The organism is Bacteroidales bacterium (genome assembly GCA_029210725.1).
In the GTDB taxonomy this organism is placed as follows: Bacteria; Bacteroidota; Bacteroidia; order Bacteroidales.
This window is the reverse complement of sequence record JARGFM010000014.1, coordinates 90,706-110,464: the sequence shown is the minus strand read 5'-3', so window position 1 is coordinate 110,464 and position 19,759 is coordinate 90,706. Positions and strand designations below refer to the sequence as shown.

The window sequence follows — 19,759 nt, the reverse complement described above, 5'->3', positions numbered from 1 at the left end:
AAGCTGAAAACTGAAAGCAAGATTTTTATGAATGTGATCAAGATGATATGTTACAGGGCCGAAACTGCTGTAGCTTCTATTATAGCACCATACCTGGCCAATGCAGAAAAAGAAAAAAGGATGGTAGTCAAACAAATCATACAGGCCAATGCAGATGTAGTCCCGGACTATAAGAACAAGACCCTCCAGGTAATACTCTATTCTTTATCGGCTAATCGATATAATCGTGCAGCTGCTGAACTTGCAGACCTATTGAACCAAACAGAAACCACATTTCCAGGATCAGATTTACGGATGGTTTTCAAAATTTCCGCTAATTTAGATTGCGACAAGTAAGGAGTTCTGAAATTATTCTTTATCATTGTATATAAGGGGGTTGTTCTGAACAACTTGAATTTACTGACTTTTCAGCATTTTCAATGAACAATTCCCTTTTATTTATGAATAATCCAGGTTAGAATAAGCTTGATTTAACAATTAATTTTAAGATCATCAGTGAAGAACTAAAAATAACTATGGTATGAAAAATCGCAGAACAAAAAATTTACTTGCATTATCGGCATTTGGCATGGTACTTATCACGATGATAGGATGTTCGGGCACCACCAAAAAGACCGAAGCAGAATCTGATTACGCCGGGGTACAAATCGGTGTAATTACTTATAGCTGGCGCAGCATGCCGAGCAGTCCCGAAGATATCATCAAATACTGCGGGCAGACCGGGATCTCCTCGCTGGAACTGATGGGAAATATAGCGGAAGAGTTTGCTGGTGCGCCGGCCGGACCGGAATTCCCACCGAACTTCAGGGAAATGAGTGAGGAAGAGAGAGAAGAATTCAGGAAACAAATGGAGGCCTATGGAGAGGAAATGGCCAACTGGAGAATCAACGAAGCCTCCCCGGAGAAATACCGGGAGCTGAAAGCCATGTTTGATGAGGCCGGAATCCATATCCACACAGTAAAATTCTCCCCGGCCACCTGGAGCGACGCAGAAATTGACTACGCATTTGAATCTGCCAGGATCCTGGGAGCCAGGGCCGTCACCAATGAAATTGGCCACGAGGCAGCCCGGCGCCTGGGACCCTTCGCAGAAAAACACGATATGTATGCCGTTTTCCACAACCATGGCCAGCCCGGCGATACGGCCTTTAATTTTGAAGATTACCTGGCATACTCCCCCAACAACATGCTGAACCTGGATGTGGGGCATTATTTCGGAGCAACGGGCCTGCATCCCAATGAACTGATCAGTAAGCTGCACAAGCGGATCTACAGCATCCACCTGAAAGACAAAACCGGTAAAGACGGCTATCCGCCCGACACCAATGCCAGGTGGGGACAGGGCGATACTCCCCTTGGAGATATCCTGAAACTGATTGAAGCAAACCAGTGGGATATCTACTGCGATATTGAGCTGGAATATGAGATCCCTGAAGGTTCGGATGCAGTGATTGAAACCGGTAAATGCGTGGACTATGCCCGGAAACTTCTGGCCGGTCCAGTCGAATAGCACGCCGTTTTTTTTGAGTAGGTATATTTTAAATCACATAATTAAATAGTGGATACAATGAAATACTTCATAACCATCATTCTGTTCTTTGCCACCTGCCTGGCAGGCTATTCCCAGCAGGGACAGAGAAGATCAGACAACGAACGGATGAAACAGGACGGATACAGACCCGGGGAGGATTCACTTCTGAGGATGAACCATTTTATGACAGAAATATGGGATCCGGAAGTCCCCCTTGTTCAGGCGGCTCAAAACCCCGGTGATGCACCCTCGGATGCGATAATTCTGTTTGACGGAACAGACATCCACCAGGAATGGGAAGAGACTGCCGGATGGGGACCCAACAGTGGGTTCAAAGCTGCCACCTGGATCATTGAAAACGGAGCCATGCAATCTACCCGGGGATCAGGATCACTCAGTACCAAAAGAACCTTTAGTGATTTTCAGTTACATATTGAATGGAAAACACCTTCCGAGATTACAGGGAGCGGACAGGGCAGAGGAAACAGCGGTGTCTATCTTCAGGGTTTATATGAACTTCAGATTCTGGATAGTTATAAGAACCGCACCTACCGGAACGGGCAGGCCGGCAGCCTTTATAAACAGTATGCCCCCCTGGTAAATGCAAGCAGAAAACCGGGAGAATGGCAATCCTACGATATTGTGTATACGGCTCCACGCTTCGCTGCGGACAGCACCAGCTATTTTGCTCCTCCCCGGGTTACCGTATTTCATAACGGGGTGCTTATCCAGAACAATGTGGCACTGAGGGGGCCTACTACCTATGTCGGAATTCCCGAATACCTGGTGAGAAAACATGGCCCGGGACGGATTATGTTGCAGCAACACGGGAATCCGGTTGCTTTCCGGAACATCTGGATACGGGAATTGTAGAATTCTTCTGAAGGAGAACCCTTCGCAAGGATCTGCATTTCTCCATATAATGCTTCCATGTAAGCGATAAACATTATCTTGCATGGTAAATCATCTAAGTTATGTTTACCCGGCGGATTTTCCTGCTCCTTATTCTTAGCCTGGCAAGCTATTTGCTTAGAGCTCAGCCCAGTCTTTTCGGACTGCAGTACATCCAGAACTATCATTACGCAGAAACCGGGGGAGGAGAACAAAACTGGGGCATCGCCAGGGACCAGCGGGGCCTGATTTACGTTGCGAATAACGACAATGGCATTCTGGAATTTGACGGCAGCTCCTGGAGAACCATACCGGTTCCCGGAAGTGCCGCAGTCAGGTCAGTGGTGGCCGGGAATGACGGGTTCATTTATGCAGGCCTGGATGGGGATTTCGGCAGGCTTGAGCCCGACCGCAGGGGACATCTGCAATACAGATCCCTGCTGGATTCGGCCGGGAGAGAGATGTACTCGGAGGTCGCATTCTGGAGGACTTATTACAGGGAAGATCAGGTATATTTCTGCGGCATGCAGTCCATCCTGGTCTACGCTCCAGCCCTGGAGGAGATCTCTGTCATTGACCCCCCTCCCAATGCCTTTCTTACCTTCTTCCTGGGTCCTCAGATGTATAGCTCCAATTATGAAAGCGGACTGATGAAATTCGCCGGGGAGGGATTTTTACCGGTTAAGGGGGGCGGCCAGTTCAGAGGAAAAAACATCTCTGGCCTGGTTGCCATGGATTCGGGACAACTCCTGGTCAGCACCTTTTTCCATAAGTTGTATCTGCTCGACACCCTTCAGGGAACCGTCGACAGTACCTTTTTGGAGCCTGCCCTGATGGAGGAGCTTATTTCTGCCCAGATGATATTTTTGCAAAACCGCGAAAAAGATGTTTATATAGGCACCAGGGCAAACGGTTTATACATTCTGAACGACAGGTGGGAATTGAAGAAGAGGATATCTGAGAATGAAGGCTTGCTCGACAATGCCATTCCCTATTTTATTTTTGATGAGGATCCGGGAGGTGAACAGGCTCTCTGGATAGCACACTGGAAAGGGGTCAGCAGGGTGAACCTCCACTGCCCCTTCCACTCCGTTTCCGTGGGGCAGAGCAGCAGGGGCATGTACGGAAGAGGCAGGGGCGAGCTGATCACTGATCTGGATCAATTCGCCGGAGATTTTTTTGTTTCAACTCTGGACGGACTCCAACAGCAGCTGCATGATCAGTTGCGATTCAGACCCATACGGGGAGTCCGGGGAGAAATATACGACCTTCAGGTGATGGAACCTTCACCGGGAATTGAATACCTGCTAGCCATCGGCACAGACAGGACCTATTTGCTTGACAATAAAATGCAGATCAGTACGATTCCGGCAGGAGGACGAAAGCTTCTGGCTGACAGGAATAATCCCGGAATATTCTATACAGGGAGTGATCCCTTCAAAGCCTTCCAGTTTATAAACGGTCAGTGGAAAGAGGTCCTGAATGTTGAAATTAACCGGGAGATATTAAATATGAGCCAGGACCGCCAGGGTTTCATCTGGATCTCCAGCCGCCGGGGATTGCTCCGCCTGGAGCTAAAGGGGGAAAAAGAACCGGAACTCCGGAATTTTGGTGCAGCAAATGGATTACCGGCAGGAAGCCTGGAAGTATTCACCGATCCGGTTAGCCGGGAACTTCTGGTGGGCAGCAAAGAGGGGTTTTTCCGCTTCGATTATATGCAGGATACCCTGCTTTACGATTCTTTGTACAACAGCCTTCTTCCAGACGGGAAAAACAATATCAAGCTGATTCACAAAGGAGCCGACAATCTCTTCTGGTTCTCTTTCGAGAATGAAGATAGCGGCTGGAACATACTGGCAGCCAGGCAGAAAGATACAGGTTTTCAACAGGTTCACGAGCGGATCTTACGGGTTCTTTCCTCCAGGGTACCTACCGATGTGTTCTATACAGATTCTGAAAAACAACTGTGGTTTTCCAAAGCGGCCGAGCTTATTCATTTTGATGAAAGCCAGGTGGTCGACAGCATGCAAAGTTACCAGGTCCTGATGCGGAATGTCAAAATAAACGGGGACTCTTTGTTGTTCGACGGAACCTACTTCTCCACCAGCGCTTCGGGCCAGTTACTTCCGGAGACAGAACAAACCGGGGAGAGCCGTCCCAGGCTGAAACATGATTTCCGGGATATTGAATTCCTGTGGTCTGCCTTATACTTCCAGAACCAGAGACAAATGCAATACAGCTATTACCTGGAAGGATTCAGCAGGGATTGGTCTGAATGGAGCCGAGAAAGATCTGCAAAATACACCAATCTGCCCTATGGGAGATATGAAATGAAGGTTAAGGCCAGAAATGTTTTTGGTGATGAGAGTCCTTTATCCGTATACGAATTCAGCATCCTGAAACCCTGGTATGTAACCTTTGCAGCTGTTTTCCTGTATTTTATCCTGATCGCTTCCCTGGTCATTTTTGTAATTCTTTACACCCGTAAGCTCAAAACCAGGGCTGAGCTCCTTGAAAAGCAGAATAGAGAGATTGAGCTACAGAAACAGGAACTGGAGCTTTTGAATGAGGAGACAACCGCTCAGCGCGATGAGATTGAGAGACAGAGGGATTCCCTGTCGGAACAAAAAGAACTGATCGACCGGCAAAACAGTGCCATGACCGACAGTATTATTTATGCCAGGAGAATTCAGGATGCGGTGCTGCCCGCCAATGAAGTGATGCGCTTCCTGCTGCCAAAACATTTTGTATTTTACCTGCCCCGGGACATCGTAAGCGGAGACTTCTTCTGGGTGGATAAACGGGACGAAACCATTCTGGTTGCGGTAGCCGATTGTACCGGACACGGTGTACCGGGCGCATTTATGAGTATGCTGGGCATCTCTCTTCTGAATGAAATCTCCAGCAAGTTTACCGATAGCCCCACCAACGAAATCATGGATGAACTCCGCGACCTGGTAATTGCGGCCCTGGGGCAGACCGGGGACAGGTATGAAACCAAGGATGGCATTGAAATGAGCCTGGTGGCCATCAATACAAAAACCAGGGAGGTCCAGTTCACGGGAGCAAACCATAATCTGTATACCTTTCAGAAGGGAGAACTGGTCATTCTCAAAGGGGATCGCATGCCCGTGGGCATCCATTCCGAAAGCAGCACGCTTTTCTCGGTTAGCAATCTCCGGCTGAACCGGGGAGATACCCTTTACATGCTTTCAGATGGTTTCATCGACCAGTTCGGGGGAAAGCACAGGAAAAAATATGGAACACAACGTTTTAAAACCCTGCTTTCCCAGCTGCAAAACAGCATCATGCTTGATCAGAAAGCGGCCGTCGAAAAGGCCTATGAAGAATGGAAGGGGGTCAATGAACAGATCGACGATGTTTTGATGATCGGGATCAAGCTCTGAGGTAAAAAAAACCAAAAGCTGTTGTTATATAAACACTTGCTTTTGGCTTGGACTGTGCCCAGGACAAGAATCGAACTTGCACGACCAAAATCGGTCACTAGGCCCTCAACCTAGCGCGTCTACCAGTTCCGCCACCTGGGCAAAAAGAAATCAATAATGAAAAAGTGCCCAGAACAGGACTCGAACCTGCACGTACTTGCGTACACTAGTCCCTGAAACTAGCGCGTCTACCAATTCCGCCATCTGGGCAAGATGACTGTTAAATACAAAAAGAACCAAATAAGCACCCCCGGAAATTCTCGTTTCGGGGGTGCAAATATATTAAATTTTAATTTCTGCAGGAAAACTTATTACATTTTTATCTTTTTTCTCCCTCTGCAGTGGATTTATTCTCCTTGAACGGACGGTCCTGACCCGCGGCCTTAAGCTGCCCGGCTGCCCGGGAAGCAGGGATTCTTCCCTTGCGCTCTTCTTCAACCGCTGCCGCTTTCTTCTTATCGAAGGAGACATACTCCACGTAGGCTGTAAAGTAATGGTCGATACTGGGACCTGCTGAAAGGAGCTGTGTCTCAATCCAGTATTCATCTTCTTCACCCAGGAGCCAGTTTACATAGCCCGTATTCCCGTAACTGATATAGGCATCCACATAGTACTTTTGGTAGCTCAGGCCATCAATGGTAACCACTCCGAAGCTATTGGTATAAAAAGGTCCGAAGGCCAGATCCAGATTCCCGGTATCCCAGTCGGCCAGACTGCGAAACAGGTAAATCTCCGTTTCAGGAATATAAGTACCCTCATTATCAATGTCCTCCACCGTGATGGTAATTGCTGAACCAATCACTTCCATCGGAATCACGGCTGTGCTGATGTCTCCCTTAACGCCATAGGCACTTAGCCGGACATCGTAATAGCCGGGATCAACGAAGTAATGATCCACTACGGAAGTATTGTAAATAAAGCCATCATCCATATCCCACTCCACGCTTTCGGCATTGGTGGAATAACTAGTAAAACGCACCATTTCTCCCACATAGGCGGGGTTCAGGTCCACGGTCGCGTCGGCTAAAGGTTCTCTGTTGCAGCTTATCACCATCAGTGAAAGCAATGGTAGTATGTATATTAAACGTTTCATGGCAATTGGTTTTCTGGTTGTTGCTTTGGTAATTCCAAATAGCATGCCAAACTTGGATATTTGTAAGTGAAAGGTGTTTCCTTTCCAGCTGCAAAATAACTAAAACCCAAGGATCCCGGACCAATAAATTAAATTTTTTATCCATATTGTTTTCGTATCTTTGCGCTGTTTTTTAAAACGAAAATTTCAATGATCAACATCACTTTTCCCGACGGCTCTGTACGGCAGTATGAGCAGGGTGTGTCGGGACTCGATATAGCCAGAAGCCTTAGCAACAGCCTGGCACGGGAGGTGCTCTCCATCAATGTGAACGACGAGCTATGGGACCTGAACCGTCCCATCCGGAAAGATTCCACCATCAAACTTAACAAGTTTGACGATCCCGACGGGAAGCATGCCTTCTGGCACTCCTCTGCCCACCTGATGGCTGAAGCCATCGAGTCGCTTTATCCGGGCACCATGTTTGGTATCGGTCCTGCCATCGAAAACGGATTCTATTATGATGTGGATCCGGGGGAGGATGTGGTGATCACCGATGCCGACCTGCCAAAAATTGAAAAGAAGATGAAGGAACTGGCCTCTCAGAAACAGGAATATGCCAGAAAAGAGGTAAGCAAGCAGGAGGCCCTGCAATTTTTTGAGGATAAAGGTGATAAGTATAAGACTGAACTAATCAGCGAGCTGGAGGACGGGACCATCTCCTTTTACCACCAGGGTAGCTTCACAGACCTCTGCCGGGGACCGCACCTGGCCGACACCTCCCCCATCAAGGCGATTAAATTACTAAGTGTGGCCGGCGCTTACTGGAGAGGAGATGAAACCCGGAAACAACTGACCAGGATTTACGGGATAAGCTTCCCCAAAGCCCAAATGCTGGAAGAGTACCTGGAGTTTCTGGAACAGGCCAGGTTGCGTGACCACCGGAAACTGGGCAAGGAGCTAGAGCTCTTTACTTTTTCCCAGCGAGTGGGACCTGGTTTGCCGCTCTGGCTGCCAAAAGGGGCACAATTGAGGGAACGGCTGGAGAACTTCCTGAAAAAGGTTCAGCGGGAAACAGGTTACGAACAGGTGATCACTCCCCATATTGGCCAGAAAGAGTTATGGGTTACCTCCGGCCACTATGCCAAGTATGGGAAAGATAGTTTTCAACCCATCCGCACTCCCCAGGAAGGAGAAGAATTTCTGCTGAAGCCCATGAACTGCCCGGCCCACTGTGAGATCTACAAGGCAAAACCCCGGTCTTACAAGGATCTGCCCCTTCGCCTGGCTGAATTTGGAACTGTTTACCGCTATGAACAGAGCGGGGAGTTGCACGGACTTACCAGGGTACGCGGATTTACACAGGACGACGCACATATTTTCTGCCGTCCCGATCAGCTGAAAGAGGAGTTCCTGAAGGTGATCGATATCATTCTTTACATATTTAAAACCCTGGATTTTAAAGACTTTGTTACCCAGGTCTCACTCAGGGACCCGGAGGATAAAGAGAAATATATCGGCTCGGATGAAAATTGGGAGAAAGCTGAACAGGCTATTATCGAAGCCGTGGAAGCCAAGGGTATGAAAAATGTAGTGGTGGAATATGGCGAAGCTGCCTTTTACGGACCCAAACTGGACTTTATGGTGAAGGACGCCCTGGGCAGGAAATGGCAGCTGGGAACCATACAGGTAGACTACAATCTCCCCGAACGTTTTGAACTGGAGTATATCGGCGCTGATAATCATAAACATCAGCCTGTGATGATCCACCGTGCGCCTTTTGGTTCCATGGAGCGTTTTGTAGCAGTGCTCATCGAACATACTGCAGGAAAATTTCCTCTCTGGCTCACACCCGATCAGGCTGTCATATTGCCCATTAGTGAAAAATTTCATGATTATGCTGAAAAAGTTTCAAAGTTCCTTAAAAATTACGATATTCGCACCCTGATTGACGAGAGGAGTGAAAAGATAGGTAAGAAGATCAGGGATAACGAGTTAAAGCGCATTCCATATCTGCTTATCATAGGCGAAAAGGAACAGGAAAATGGTACAGTTTCCGTTCGAAGACAGGGAGAAGGTGATCAGGGAGAGATGAAACTGGAAGAATTTGCAAAATTCTTGCAGGCTGAGGTTAAAAATCAGTTAGAGTCCGTGGAGACCAATGTTTAACAAAAGATAGGAGGAACAAGCCATAGCAGGACCAAGCCATTATCGCAGACGCAGCAACGATAACCGCAATAAGGATAAGATTTCCTTTAGAACAAATCAGCAGATACGTGTCGCCTCAGTTCGACTTGTTGGTGATAATATTGAAAATCCAGGGGTTGTCTCCTTAGCGGAAGCCCTTAAGATTGCTGATTCGCTGGATCTCGACCTGGTTGAGATTTCACCCAAGGCCGATCCGCCTGTTTGCAGGGCCATCGACTATCAGAAGTTTCTCTACCAGCAAAAGAAGAAGCAGAAGGAAATGAAAGCCAAAACCACAAAGGTGGTGGTGAAGGAGATCCGGTTCGGTCCGAATACCGATGAACATGATTACAGTTTTAAACTGAAGCACGCTCATAAGTTTCTGGAAGAGGGTGCCAAACTGAAGGCTTTTGTATTCTTTAAAGGGAGATCTATTTTATATAAGGAAAAAGGTGAGATCCTGTTATTAAAGCTTGCCCAGGACCTGGAAGAGGTTGGGAAAGTTGAACAGCTCCCCAAACTCGAAGGGAAACGGATGACCATGTTTATGGCACCCAAAGTGTTGAAAAAGAAGTAGTTATTATAGATAAAGATAGGAACAATGCCAAAAATGAAGACGAATCCGGGAGCAAAGAAGCGATTCACGCTCACCGGAACCGGTAAAATCAAGAGGAAACATGCTTACAAGAGCCATATTCTTACCAAGAAGTCGAAGAAGCGCAAGCGGAACCTGACCTATTTTGGTGAAGTACATAAAGCTGATGAAGATAATATCAAGCGTTTGCTTGCTATGAAGTAAGATATGACCTGTTGATAGTGGTAATTTAGTTTAACCAGGATGTGGAGCCAGAAAGTGTCGTACCGACCGCCTGCATCCAAAAAGTAAAAAAAATGCCTAGAGTAAACAATGCTGTCGCGTCAAGACAGAAGAGAAAAAAAGTGATGAAGCAGACCAAGGGTTACTTTGGTCGCAGAAAAAATGTCTGGACAGTTTCCAAAAATGCATTTGAGAAGGGACTCAGCTATGCTTACAGGGACCGTCGAAAAAAGAAAGCGGAATTCAGAGCCCTCTGGATTCAGCGGATCAATGCAGCCGTGCGAGAGCATGACATGTCCTACTCCGAATTTATGGGTAAACTAAGTAGCGCCGGCATCGAGATCAACCGGAAAGTACTTGCCGATCTGGCCATGAATGATCCTAAAGCATTTGAGGCCATTGTAAAGAAAGTAAAATAATATACCTGCTTAAAAAAGAAGCCGTTCCTTAAAATGGGAGCGGCTTTTTTTGTTAGTGTCTTACTATGTTAGTATGTTCGTGTGTCAGAAAACTCCGGGGCTATGAATATTGCATTGATCGGATATGGAAAAATGGGCAGGACCGTGGAGGCCCTGGGGCTTGATCAGGGTTACTCCTTCCCGGTAATCATCGACGAAGATAATCGTTCTCTGCTCAAGCCTGATCACCTGCGGGGCATCGATGCCGCCATTGAGTTTTCCACTCCGTCGGCTGCACCGGCCAATATTTTGGAATGCATCCGCATGGGTGTGCCGGTAGTCTCCGGTACTACCGGATGGAACGAAAAAATCCCCGAGATAGAGGCATTTTGCCGGAAGAAGAACGGCACCTTCTTTTATGCCAGTAATTTCAGCATCGGGGTCCATATTCTTTTTGCACTGAACCGGAAACTTGCAGAGATCATGGATCAGTTTCCTGAATATGCGGTGTCCATGAGCGAAGTGCACCATGTACATAAAAAAGATGCTCCCAGCGGTACGGCGCTGACACTTGCACAGCAGATCATAAAAGCAAACAGTCATATCCAGGGCTGGTACCTGAAGGGATCGCCGGATGATGTGAATGGCCTGAAAGGCAGGCTGAGCATTGAAGCGATCAGGAAAGGAGAGGTCAAGGGGAAACACAGCATTCATTACGAGTCACCCGTCGACTCTCTTACGCTCAGTCATAATGCGATCACCCGGGATGCTTTCGCTTCCGGAGTGCTTCTTGCTGCCAGCTTTATCAAAGGAAAAAAGGGAGTTTTCGGAATGCATGATCTGTTAAACCTCTAAGGAGATGGACCGGGTGGCAAAGAGTTACCTGGGATTTTTCCTCTCCGGCCTGTGCTGGTCAATGCTGGTCATATGGATTGGACTGCTCTTCCTGCTTCCGCTTAACTTTGTTCTTTTCGATGTTTTTGTGAGCAGAAAGATCAACTGGTCCCTTGGTTTTCTCAGATTGCCCAGGACACTGATAACGATCCTGGAGTGGTTTTCGGTCTTCCTTCTTGCCCTGTTCAGCTCCCTGATTATCAAATTCCTTTTCCTGGAGGCTTACAAGATTCCTACTCCCTCTATGGAGGAGACACTCCTGGCCGGAGATTACATCTTTGTAAGTAAACTTGCCTATGGGCCCAGGCTTCCTGAAACCCCGCTGGCCATTCCTTTTTACCATAATAAGCTTCCTTCGGGAAAGAAATCCTATTCCGAAAAACTCAAAATGCCCCATAAACGATTAAAAGGCTTCTCCAGGGTAAAAAGAGAAGATATTATCGTCTTCAATTTCCCGGAAGGCGACAGTATGGTGGTCGAGTATCCGGGACAGAACTACTACTCCCTTGTCCGACAGTATGGCAGGGATTATATCCAGTCGGAATTCGATATAATTTCTCACCCGGTGGACAAACGGGAAAACTACATCAAAAGATGCATCGCCCTGCCGGGAGATACCCTGCTGATCTCCGGGGGACGAGTCAGGGTGAATGGTAAAATAAGACCGGAATTACCTCTCCAGAAGTATAAATACTATGTAACTACCTGGGGCGAACCCCTTCCCGATCAACTGCTTGATTCGTTAAAAATCCTTAAAAACTCCGTCACGTACAATCCGGTCAACTCCCTGCACGTTTTGTATTTGGCGAAGGAGAATGTGGCATCATTGAGATCTTTCCCCGAAGTGAGAAGCATCAGCAGATATACAGAACCCACCCTTTCTTTCCAGAACCAGGAGATCTTTCCACACAGTGGAACTTACAGATGGACCGGCGATAATTTTGGGCCTGTCCGGATTCCGGCCCGCGGCGACACCATCCGGCTTAATCTGCTAAACCTGCCCCTCTACCGTCGGATTATTGATGTATATGAACAGAACGATCTCAAAATTATGGACGAAGTGATTTATATCAACGGCAAACCCTCAGATACCTATAGAATACAGATGGATTACTACTTTGTATTGGGCGACAATCACCACAATTCAGCCGACTCCAGGTACTGGGGTTTTGTCCCCGAGGATCATCTCCTGGGCAAAGCAGTAGCGGTCCTGTTCTCCATCAAACCAGATACCCCGCTCATTGGTGGTTTAAGAAAAGAACGTATCTTTAGGTCCATTAAATAAACAGCGTAATGAATATTAGTAAATTACTGAAACACAAATATTTCAAGTTCGGACTGGCCCTCACGATTTACATCCTTTTTGTGATCTGGCTGAAAAACTACTGGTTCCTGTTTGGCATCCCTGTGGTATACGATATCTATGTAAGTAAAAAGGTTAACTGGTCCTTCTGGAAAAGCAGGAAGAAAAAGAACAATGTGATTGTTGAATGGCTCGATGCCCTGATCTTTGCAGTGGTTGCAGTTTCACTGATCAATATCTTCCTGTTTCAGAACTATAAGATTCCCACCCCTTCCATGGAGGGCAGCCTGCTGGTAGGGGACCACCTCTATGTCAGCAAAACTGCTTACGGACCCCGGACCCCTAACACCCCCCTGGCTATCCCCTTTCTTCCAAATACAGTACTTGGCGGAAAATCCTACCTGGAATGGATCGAGCGCCCGTATAAACGACTGAAAGGATTCAGCACTGTCAAAAGGGACGATATCGTAGTGTTCAATTTCCCTGCTTCCGATACAGTTGCCCTGGAGAAAGGAGATCACACACTATATGCCAGGGGCAATTTTGACTATTACGACCTGGTTCGTGATGAAGCATACAAGCTGATGCAGGCAGACCAGGCACAGAACAACCGTACACGGCCCATGAGGGTGTATGAAGATTATGTACGCAAACAAATTGCCGAAAAATATGATGTGGAAACCAGGCCCGTTGACCGGCGCGATAATTACATCAAGCGCTGCGTGGCCATTCCGGGGGAAACCCTCCAGGTGATCAACAACGAAGTTTATGTAAATGGGGAAAAGCAGAAATCTCATGAGGGAATCCAGCGCTGGTACAGGGTAAGAACCAATGGCACCCCTATCAATCCGCGTTCGCTGGAACCCTTTGGTGTTGGAAGGGATGCCGCAGATGTCAGAAACAATCCCAATTATACCTTCCCCCTGAGCAGTAATAATGCCGCGGAAATAGGGGCCCTGCCCGGTGTTATCAGTGTGGAAGCCGTCAATATGTTCACAGACGGGCAATACGACCGGGATATCTTTCCCCACGACCAAAGATATCCCTGGAACCTGGAGTTTTTCGGACCCCTGACCGTTCCTCAGAAAGGAATGTCTGTTGATCTGAACACGGAAACCCTTCCACTCTACCGGCGAATCATGGAGGCCTATGAGAAGAACAAGCTGGAGATCATTGGTGAACAGATTTACATCAACGGGGAACCAGCATCCACTTACACCTTCCAGATGGACTATTACTTCATGATGGGAGATAACCGGCACAATTCGGCCGATTCCCGTTTCTGGGGATTTGTGCCGGAAGACCATGTGATTGGAAAACCGCGCCTGATCTGGCTCAGTGTGGATAAAGAGTATGGAGGGGTCCGCTGGAACCGGATGTTCCGCATCGTCAGGGCCAGCAGGTAAATACCCTTCCATTGGTTTTTCCGGCTCTCTATAACGGACCCGTTAACTATTATGCCCGCCTTGTCAGGCAGAAGGAGATTGTGCTGGAACAGCACGAAAACTATAGCAAGCAAACCTACCGGAACCGTTGTTTGATCATGGGACCCAATGGAGTGATCCCTCTATCGATCCCGGTAAAACGGAAAAGTGGAATCAAAACCCTGTTTCGCGACATCCGGATCGACTACGACACCCCCTGGAACCAGATCCACTGGCGCAGCCTGGTTGCTTCCTATGCCTCTTCGCCTTTCTTTGAGTTTCTGGCCGATGAGATCCGTCCCTTTTACCAGAAGAAATCTGAGTTTCTGATAGACCTTAATCTTCAGCTTGTGGAACAATCCCTGAACATCCTGGGGCTGGATATCCCGCTAAGCTGTTCAGATAGCTTTAGCCCCATCTCTGCAGAGCATGACCCCAGGGATTTTATCCATCCTAAAAAAGACCAGGCGACCGAAGACCCCGCTTTCCATCCTCCGGAATATCACCAGGTCTTCTCGGACCGCCTGGGCTTCTGTCCCAACCTGAGTATCCTTGATCTGATCTTCAACCTGGGTCCGGATGCATTATCATACCTGCAACGCAGTCTCAGAACTTGAATCCTACAGTGAACATCAGGTTATTGCCATTGATGTCGTTGACAGAAATCTCATTGGCACCCGGCTCATAGGCGTACATGCCATATACTTCGGTCGTGGCAGAGTGGGTGTAGCTCAAGTCAAAAAAGACTCTGGGTGTCCTGACTCCAAGACCTCCCGAATAGACCCAGCTCTCTGCATTGTTCCTGCTATCTGTAAAGGGACTCATCAAATACTGCCCACCGGCACGCACATACAGGGTACCGAGCCTGATTTCAGCCCCGGCCTTCAGGTTATGGACTGCCTGGAAGGCCTGGCGAATCTCGTCGTTTTCATCAATAAACGGATAGTCATAGGCGCTCAGACGAGCCGCAGAATAGTCTGCATATTCATAGCCGGCCGAAACCGTGGCAAGTTTAAAAAGGATCAGGGAAACATGGGCGCTGGTCCTGAACGGAGTTTTCAGCTTGTAGTCGTAGATCCCGTTGGGCGATCCTTCTGAGGCATCCTGAATCCCCGAAGCACTGTCCCAGTAAGAGTCCATATCCGTGTACTTCTCATCGGTAAGCCGGTAATAGGTGGGCAGCTGAAAAGAAGCTCCGATCCTGAGCATCTGTATAGGCCTGAAAATCATACCGAAACGTGCTGTATAGCCCCATCCGTTTGTACTGTTATACTCTCTGAACCTGAAACTGTCAAAATCCAGAACGTGATTATCCTGATCAGTTTCGCTATGGTAGATATCTTCATAAAAGCGTACGGAATGAAATCCCACGGTTCCTCCAAAATAGAGAAGATTGCTGAAATTAAATGCCCCGGAAATGGAATACTCCCCAATATATCCCGATTGCAGAGAGGAACGATAGAGTTGCTGACCATAGCCGTCAAGCTGCATATCGTGCCAGTAGCTCTCAGAGGTCTCATCATAGGGCATCAGATAAGTGTCAAATGCCAGCTGTTCGTAAAAGGGGCTCAGGTTATCCGGGTCTGCATTGGCATGCCAGGTAAAATCGTCCAGCATAGAGCTGTACCGGCTGATCCCCCGGATGGTGGTGCTGTTGGTGAAGTTAACCAGGGTATTGTAGCCCAGTGCAAATGCCGCCCCCACAATTCCGCTGCTGCGGTCACGGGTCATGGCATTGACCATCCCGATGCTCCCCAGGTTAAATTTCAGGCGTGATTCATCGGCCACGGCTCCCTGGAAATCTGAGCTGGTATTCACCCAGTAAAAGGATGGGGAAAAAGAGAATTCAGAAGAACGGTAAAGCCCAAGCCCGGCCGGGTTGGTCAGCACCGAAGTGAAATCGCCACCCAGCGCACCAATGGCACCTCCCTGTGCAGCATACCTGGCTGTTCCAAAAGGATTGAACTGGGAAAATCTCAGGGCCTGCATCTCATTCTGGGCATTCACTGTAAGGATGGAACCCAGAAACAGCAAGGCCATATATGATAGTTTTTTCATAGCAATATCTGTTTTAATTCATAGGAAACCAGGAACCTTTGGGGGATCCCGGATTTGACTGACAGTTTAACGTCTGGACGAACCTGAAGACCTGGAAGATCCACCTGAACTCCGGCTGACTGAGCCGCTGGAAGAGCTGGCGCCTGAACTCCGGCTGACTGAGCCGCTGGAACGGCTGGCACCCGAACTAGGGCTGTAAGAGCTGGAGCTGCGGCTGGTACTGCTCGGACGGCTGTAAGAGCTGGAGCTGCGGCTGGTACTGCTCGGACGGCTGTAAGAGCTGCTGCTGCGGCTGGTACTGCTCGGACGGCTGATCGTGCTGCTCCGGCTGGGCGTGGTAACTGAGCGGTTTACGGCCGGGGTACGGCTCGGAACAGTGGACGGTGAATAATTCCTGTTTGGTACAGCACTCCGGTTATAGGTCGAAGTAGCACTGGTGCGGGGCTTGCTGTAGCTTGGGGTATAGGTTCCCCTTGTCGCAGCATTGCTGTTACGCTGCTGGGCATTGACCGACTGAGGCGTCCTGGTGGTCCGGACCGTATTGGCAGTCCCCCTCTGTACAGCCGTGGACGTATTGGTTCTCACCTGCCTCTGAGTCGCAGTGGCAGAAGATCTGCTTACCTGCCTGGGGGTAGTGGCGGACACTCTGGTATTGCTTCGTGTGGCAGTGGCTTCCCTTGTTGAGGACGTCGCGGTGCGGCTCCTGTACCTGGGATCGCCGGTTGTAGAGACCTTTGCACTGCCGGTGCTTACATCAGATCGTCTTGAATATCCGTAGTAGTGCCTGTTATCCATTCTGCCATAGCGGTAGCTGGCACCGTAAAGGTCACTGCTTCCATAGTAATATCCATGATAAAACCCATGGTTGTACCCACTCCAGTAGGAACCGCCATAATATGGATAATAACCGCCATAGTAGCCGCCCCAACCATAGGAATAGAAAGGATCATAATATCCGTAATAGGAGGGATAGTAAGGGTATCCGTAGGAGTATCTCATTCCCCATCCCGGGTATCCCCATCCCATGCTGATTCCCCAGCTGAACGGACTTCCGGTATACCAGTACATATCTGTGTAATAGGGATCATAGTAGTTCCAGCCATAGTAATTATCTGAGAACCTTCTCAGGCTGGATGAATAGTAATAGTCGGTGGGATCGGTATAATAATTGTAGTTATTAACCACTACCGGAGCACTCTCCTGGCCATACTGCCCCAGGGTATCGAATTCGCTGTATTGCTCGGCATAGAGTGCTTCGCTGCCCTCCGGTGTATAAGACTCGCCAAGCATCTCGGCTTCCTGTTGCAGCTTATATCTTTCGTAATCACTCAGGTTATCTCCGGCTGCTTCCGCTGATTTGCTGTAGTCCGGCTCCTGGTAAACGGGCTGTGCACTTATCGCCTCCTGAGCTGTCACTGCAGGCTCATCTGCAAGCACAGCGCTCGCCTGCCTCTCTGTACTATTGGGATTATAATAGATATCATCATATTCCGAAGTAGCGGCATATTTCGCTGAACTGCAGGATGCCAGAATAATAGCGGAACTGATTATGGCAAATGTTATAGTTTTCATGACGTTTCCTCCCGGTATTTTTGCCTCTGGTGTTTTGCCGTATACAAAACAAAGTTCGTGCCAAAAAAGAATAATACAGAACGATTATTTGCAATATACAAAATAATAAGAAGCTGCCGCCAAAGCTACCACTCCGGCGCAGAACGGTACATCTGGTGCATGGAGTGATTATAGAGAGGGGTGCGGCGTGGCTCGTAAGTATTGCCCATGCGGGGATTATCATATTGCGTATAAATCCAGAGCTCCCTGGAATTCCAAAGAATGATCTCATCCCGGGCATCCCCTGTAAGGTCTGTGGCCAGGTAACAGGAGACCGGGTGCCCATCCGGTGGGAAGGCCACTGACAGCTGTCCGTGCCCATCATACATCCCTCCTCTGACGGAGTCGGCTGAAGTGATGAAAAACTCCTCCCCATCCCCTTTCCAGTTAACACTCTGACATCTGAATTCACCCGATTCCGGGAGGAACCCGGTATGCAGCGTTCCATTTGCATCCAATACATGAGCCAGCCCCCGGCTGCCCCAGCCATTAGAGGTGACCACTTCCAGTCCGGGCGATTCCAGATTCAACTCAGCCACCCCCAGGTGACTTACATGACCCAGTATATGCTGCTTTAAAAGATGATCTTCAAAGTCATAATAGAGCAGTCCCCAGTCGCCTGCCGCATAAACCAGGCAGGGTATCCGCTGGTCGCCGTCTACCATTTCATAAACAGTAACCCCGTTACAGCGGTCGCCTATATGCACCCCCACATCATGGATCTGCTCTCCTTCGGAGCTGAGGACTGAATATCCCATCAGGACCTCGTGCCGGCCATCCCCGTCCATATCATATACCATCGGCTGGGATCCCGAGCTGGTATGCTGCTCCCAAATCAGATCTCCCTTTTCGTTCAGGGCCTTCAGAAGATGCTCGCGATCAGAAAGCAAGATGCAATTGTCCCTGCCGGAACCCAGCAGATCTGCAAAAATCAGTGAGTTAACATTCCCGGATCCGGGAATCATGATACGACGGGTCAGTTTTCCGGTATGACCCTCAAGGATATAGATCCGTCCCCTGCTAACAAAAATTACTTCGCGCGATCCGTCTCCGTCCAGATCATGAATCTGAACCGGTAACTCCACACCGGAACAGTCCTCATCTTTCAGAAGACTGCCGTATTGCCACATCAATTCGCCATCCAGGTTTATCACAGAAACTGATCCTACTCCCGATCCGGTAGCATCGGGCCTGACAAACACAATCTCCTTGTTTCCGTCCCCATCCAGGTCACCCAAACGGATATTCTGGTTGATACCGTAATCGCCCGTATCAAATCTCTTCCAGCGCACCATCTCCGGAAAATCACTCTGGTTCAGTTCCAGCCGCCTGTCGAGCTGCCTCTTTTTCCTTGACAGTTTTCGCAGCTCGCCACTGAGCAATTTCACCTCTACCCTGTGGAACCTGGCAGGCAGATCCGAAATCAGACCGATCTTGCCGGAAAGGGCCAGTCCCTCGGCATGCATATTGATAGAATCGTTCAGGATGGTGGAGACCTTGTTCCTGCGAACCGTGATGGTGGCATTCAACTCTTCTCCCGGACTCCAGACAAGCGGTCTGATATCCAGAATCCGCTCAATGGGCCTCAAAGGGGTTACTGATTGCTGCACATGTTTCAAAGTGACTGTATTCCCTTCAACACCAAAAAAAAAGAAATCGGCCGGGTGTTTGTAGCCAAATACTACGCCGCATTTATCAAACTTGGCCAGAGGAGTGAATTCGACCCGGATCGTATAGTCGCTCCATAATTCTTCTCCGGCCACAATTAAGGGATGAGTGACCAGACTCAATGGAGAATTCTTGTTGTTCAGATTGGTAAAGGTCTGAGCCAGATAGTTCTCTCCGTCTTCGTTGCGGATGACCCACGCCCTGTCAAACCCATCCTGCCTGAGGCTTGTGGCAACACTCCATTTACCAATATTTCCCCTTCGTTCATCATAACATATAGCCGGATCGGATGAATCAAAGTTAGGCCTGTTGCCTGGCTCAAGTTCCTGGAAGCCATCCGTAAAAACAGTAGTCTGGATCACATTACCGGAACAGGAGGAAATCAATATCAGAATGGCAATTTGTATAAACCTTGTTTTAATAAGGTCTCTATTCATTCCTTAGATAAACTTTTTGTAA

At 48.5% G+C, this 19,759-nt stretch carries 16 protein-coding genes and 2 tRNA genes; 12 read left to right on the top strand and 6 right to left on the bottom strand.

The features are described 5' to 3' along the window. The 4 genes from P1P86_09745 to P1P86_09730 form a co-directional block, all read left to right on the top strand. Window positions 1–336 (top strand): hypothetical protein (locus P1P86_09745; protein MDF1575459.1); only part of this gene is annotated, 336 nt, incomplete at its 5' end. A gap of 184 nt (window positions 337–520) precedes the next feature. After that, window positions 521–1,510 carry a sugar phosphate isomerase/epimerase gene (locus tag P1P86_09740; GenBank protein MDF1575458.1) on the top strand — a complete coding sequence of 330 codons (990 nt, stop codon included), beginning with the start codon at window positions 521–523 and terminating at the stop codon, window positions 1,508–1,510. A gap of 57 nt (window positions 1,511–1,567) precedes the next feature. Continuing rightward, complete coding sequence (locus P1P86_09735) at window positions 1,568–2,404, top strand: DUF1080 domain-containing protein (protein ID MDF1575457.1); 837 nt, start codon at window positions 1,568–1,570, stop codon at window positions 2,402–2,404. 101 nt (window positions 2,405–2,505) lie between these two features. After that, window positions 2,506–5,829: a SpoIIE family protein phosphatase gene (locus P1P86_09730; GenBank protein ID MDF1575456.1), complete on the top strand. Its 3,324-nt coding sequence runs from the start codon at window positions 2,506–2,508 to the stop codon at window positions 5,827–5,829. Between the two features lie 55 nt (window positions 5,830–5,884). Here the strand turns inward: P1P86_09730 and P1P86_09725 are convergent. The 3 genes from P1P86_09725 to P1P86_09715 form a co-directional block, all read right to left on the bottom strand. Next, window positions 5,885–5,970: transfer RNA gene (locus tag P1P86_09725), tRNA-Leu, on the bottom strand. Window positions 5,971–5,994: 24 nt separating this feature from the next. Beyond that, a tRNA-Leu gene (locus P1P86_09720) sits at window positions 5,995–6,078 on the bottom strand. Window positions 6,079–6,187: 109 nt separating this feature from the next. Then, a complete protein-coding gene (locus tag P1P86_09715; GenBank protein ID MDF1575455.1) occupies window positions 6,188–6,961 on the bottom strand; it encodes a PKD domain-containing protein in 774 nt (257 codons plus the stop codon). Window positions 6,962–7,150: 189 nt separating this feature from the next. Between P1P86_09715 and thrS the strand changes: the two genes are divergently transcribed. The 8 genes from thrS to P1P86_09675 all read left to right on the top strand — a co-directional run bounded on the left by thrS (window position 7,151) and on the right by P1P86_09675 (window position 14,580). Then, the gene (gene thrS / locus P1P86_09710; GenBank protein MDF1575454.1) at window positions 7,151–9,109 is read left to right on the top strand and encodes a threonine--tRNA ligase; all 1,959 of its coding nucleotides are present in this window, start codon (window positions 7,151–7,153) and stop codon (window positions 9,107–9,109) included. A gap of 79 nt (window positions 9,110–9,188) precedes the next feature. Continuing rightward, complete coding sequence (gene infC / locus P1P86_09705; GenBank protein MDF1575453.1) at window positions 9,189–9,704, top strand: translation initiation factor IF-3; 516 nt, start codon at window positions 9,189–9,191, stop codon at window positions 9,702–9,704. Between the two features lie 24 nt (window positions 9,705–9,728). Then, complete coding sequence (gene rpmI / locus P1P86_09700; protein ID MDF1575452.1) at window positions 9,729–9,926, top strand: 50S ribosomal protein L35; 198 nt, start codon at window positions 9,729–9,731, stop codon at window positions 9,924–9,926. A 92-nt stretch (window positions 9,927–10,018) separates the two neighbouring features. Next, window positions 10,019–10,363: a 50S ribosomal protein L20 gene (gene rplT, locus P1P86_09695; protein ID MDF1575451.1), complete on the top strand. Its 345-nt coding sequence runs from the start codon at window positions 10,019–10,021 to the stop codon at window positions 10,361–10,363. A gap of 102 nt (window positions 10,364–10,465) precedes the next feature. Beyond that, window positions 10,466–11,197, top strand: a complete 732-nt coding sequence (gene dapB, locus P1P86_09690; protein ID MDF1575450.1) for a 4-hydroxy-tetrahydrodipicolinate reductase — start codon at window positions 10,466–10,468, stop codon at window positions 11,195–11,197. 4 nt (window positions 11,198–11,201) lie between these two features. Beyond that, window positions 11,202–12,521 carry a signal peptidase I gene (gene lepB / locus P1P86_09685; protein ID MDF1575449.1) on the top strand — a complete coding sequence of 440 codons (1,320 nt, stop codon included), beginning with the start codon at window positions 11,202–11,204 and terminating at the stop codon, window positions 12,519–12,521. A gap of 8 nt (window positions 12,522–12,529) precedes the next feature. Then, the gene (lepB, locus tag P1P86_09680; protein ID MDF1575448.1) at window positions 12,530–13,945 is read left to right on the top strand and encodes a signal peptidase I; all 1,416 of its coding nucleotides are present in this window, start codon (window positions 12,530–12,532) and stop codon (window positions 13,943–13,945) included. An 11-nt stretch (window positions 13,946–13,956) separates the two neighbouring features. Next, window positions 13,957–14,580 carry a WbqC family protein gene (locus P1P86_09675; GenBank protein ID MDF1575447.1) on the top strand — a complete coding sequence of 208 codons (624 nt, stop codon included), beginning with the start codon at window positions 13,957–13,959 and terminating at the stop codon, window positions 14,578–14,580. Here P1P86_09675 and P1P86_09670 read toward each other — a convergent pair. The 3 genes from P1P86_09670 to P1P86_09660 form a co-directional block, all read right to left on the bottom strand. Beyond that, window positions 14,570–16,021 (bottom strand): hypothetical protein, encoded by a 1,452-nt coding sequence (locus P1P86_09670; GenBank protein MDF1575446.1) that lies wholly within the window; start codon window positions 16,019–16,021, stop codon window positions 14,570–14,572. The two genes, P1P86_09675 and P1P86_09670, sit on opposite strands and share 11 nt — an antisense overlap. 66 nt (window positions 16,022–16,087) lie before the next feature. Further along, a complete protein-coding gene (locus tag P1P86_09665) occupies window positions 16,088–17,593 on the bottom strand; it encodes a hypothetical protein (GenBank protein MDF1575445.1) in 1,506 nt (501 codons plus the stop codon). A 125-nt stretch (window positions 17,594–17,718) separates the two neighbouring features. Next, entirely contained in the window at window positions 17,719–19,737 is a 2,019-nt protein-coding gene (locus P1P86_09660; protein MDF1575444.1) for a hypothetical protein, read from the bottom strand. Window positions 19,738–19,759: the final 22 nt, after the last annotated feature.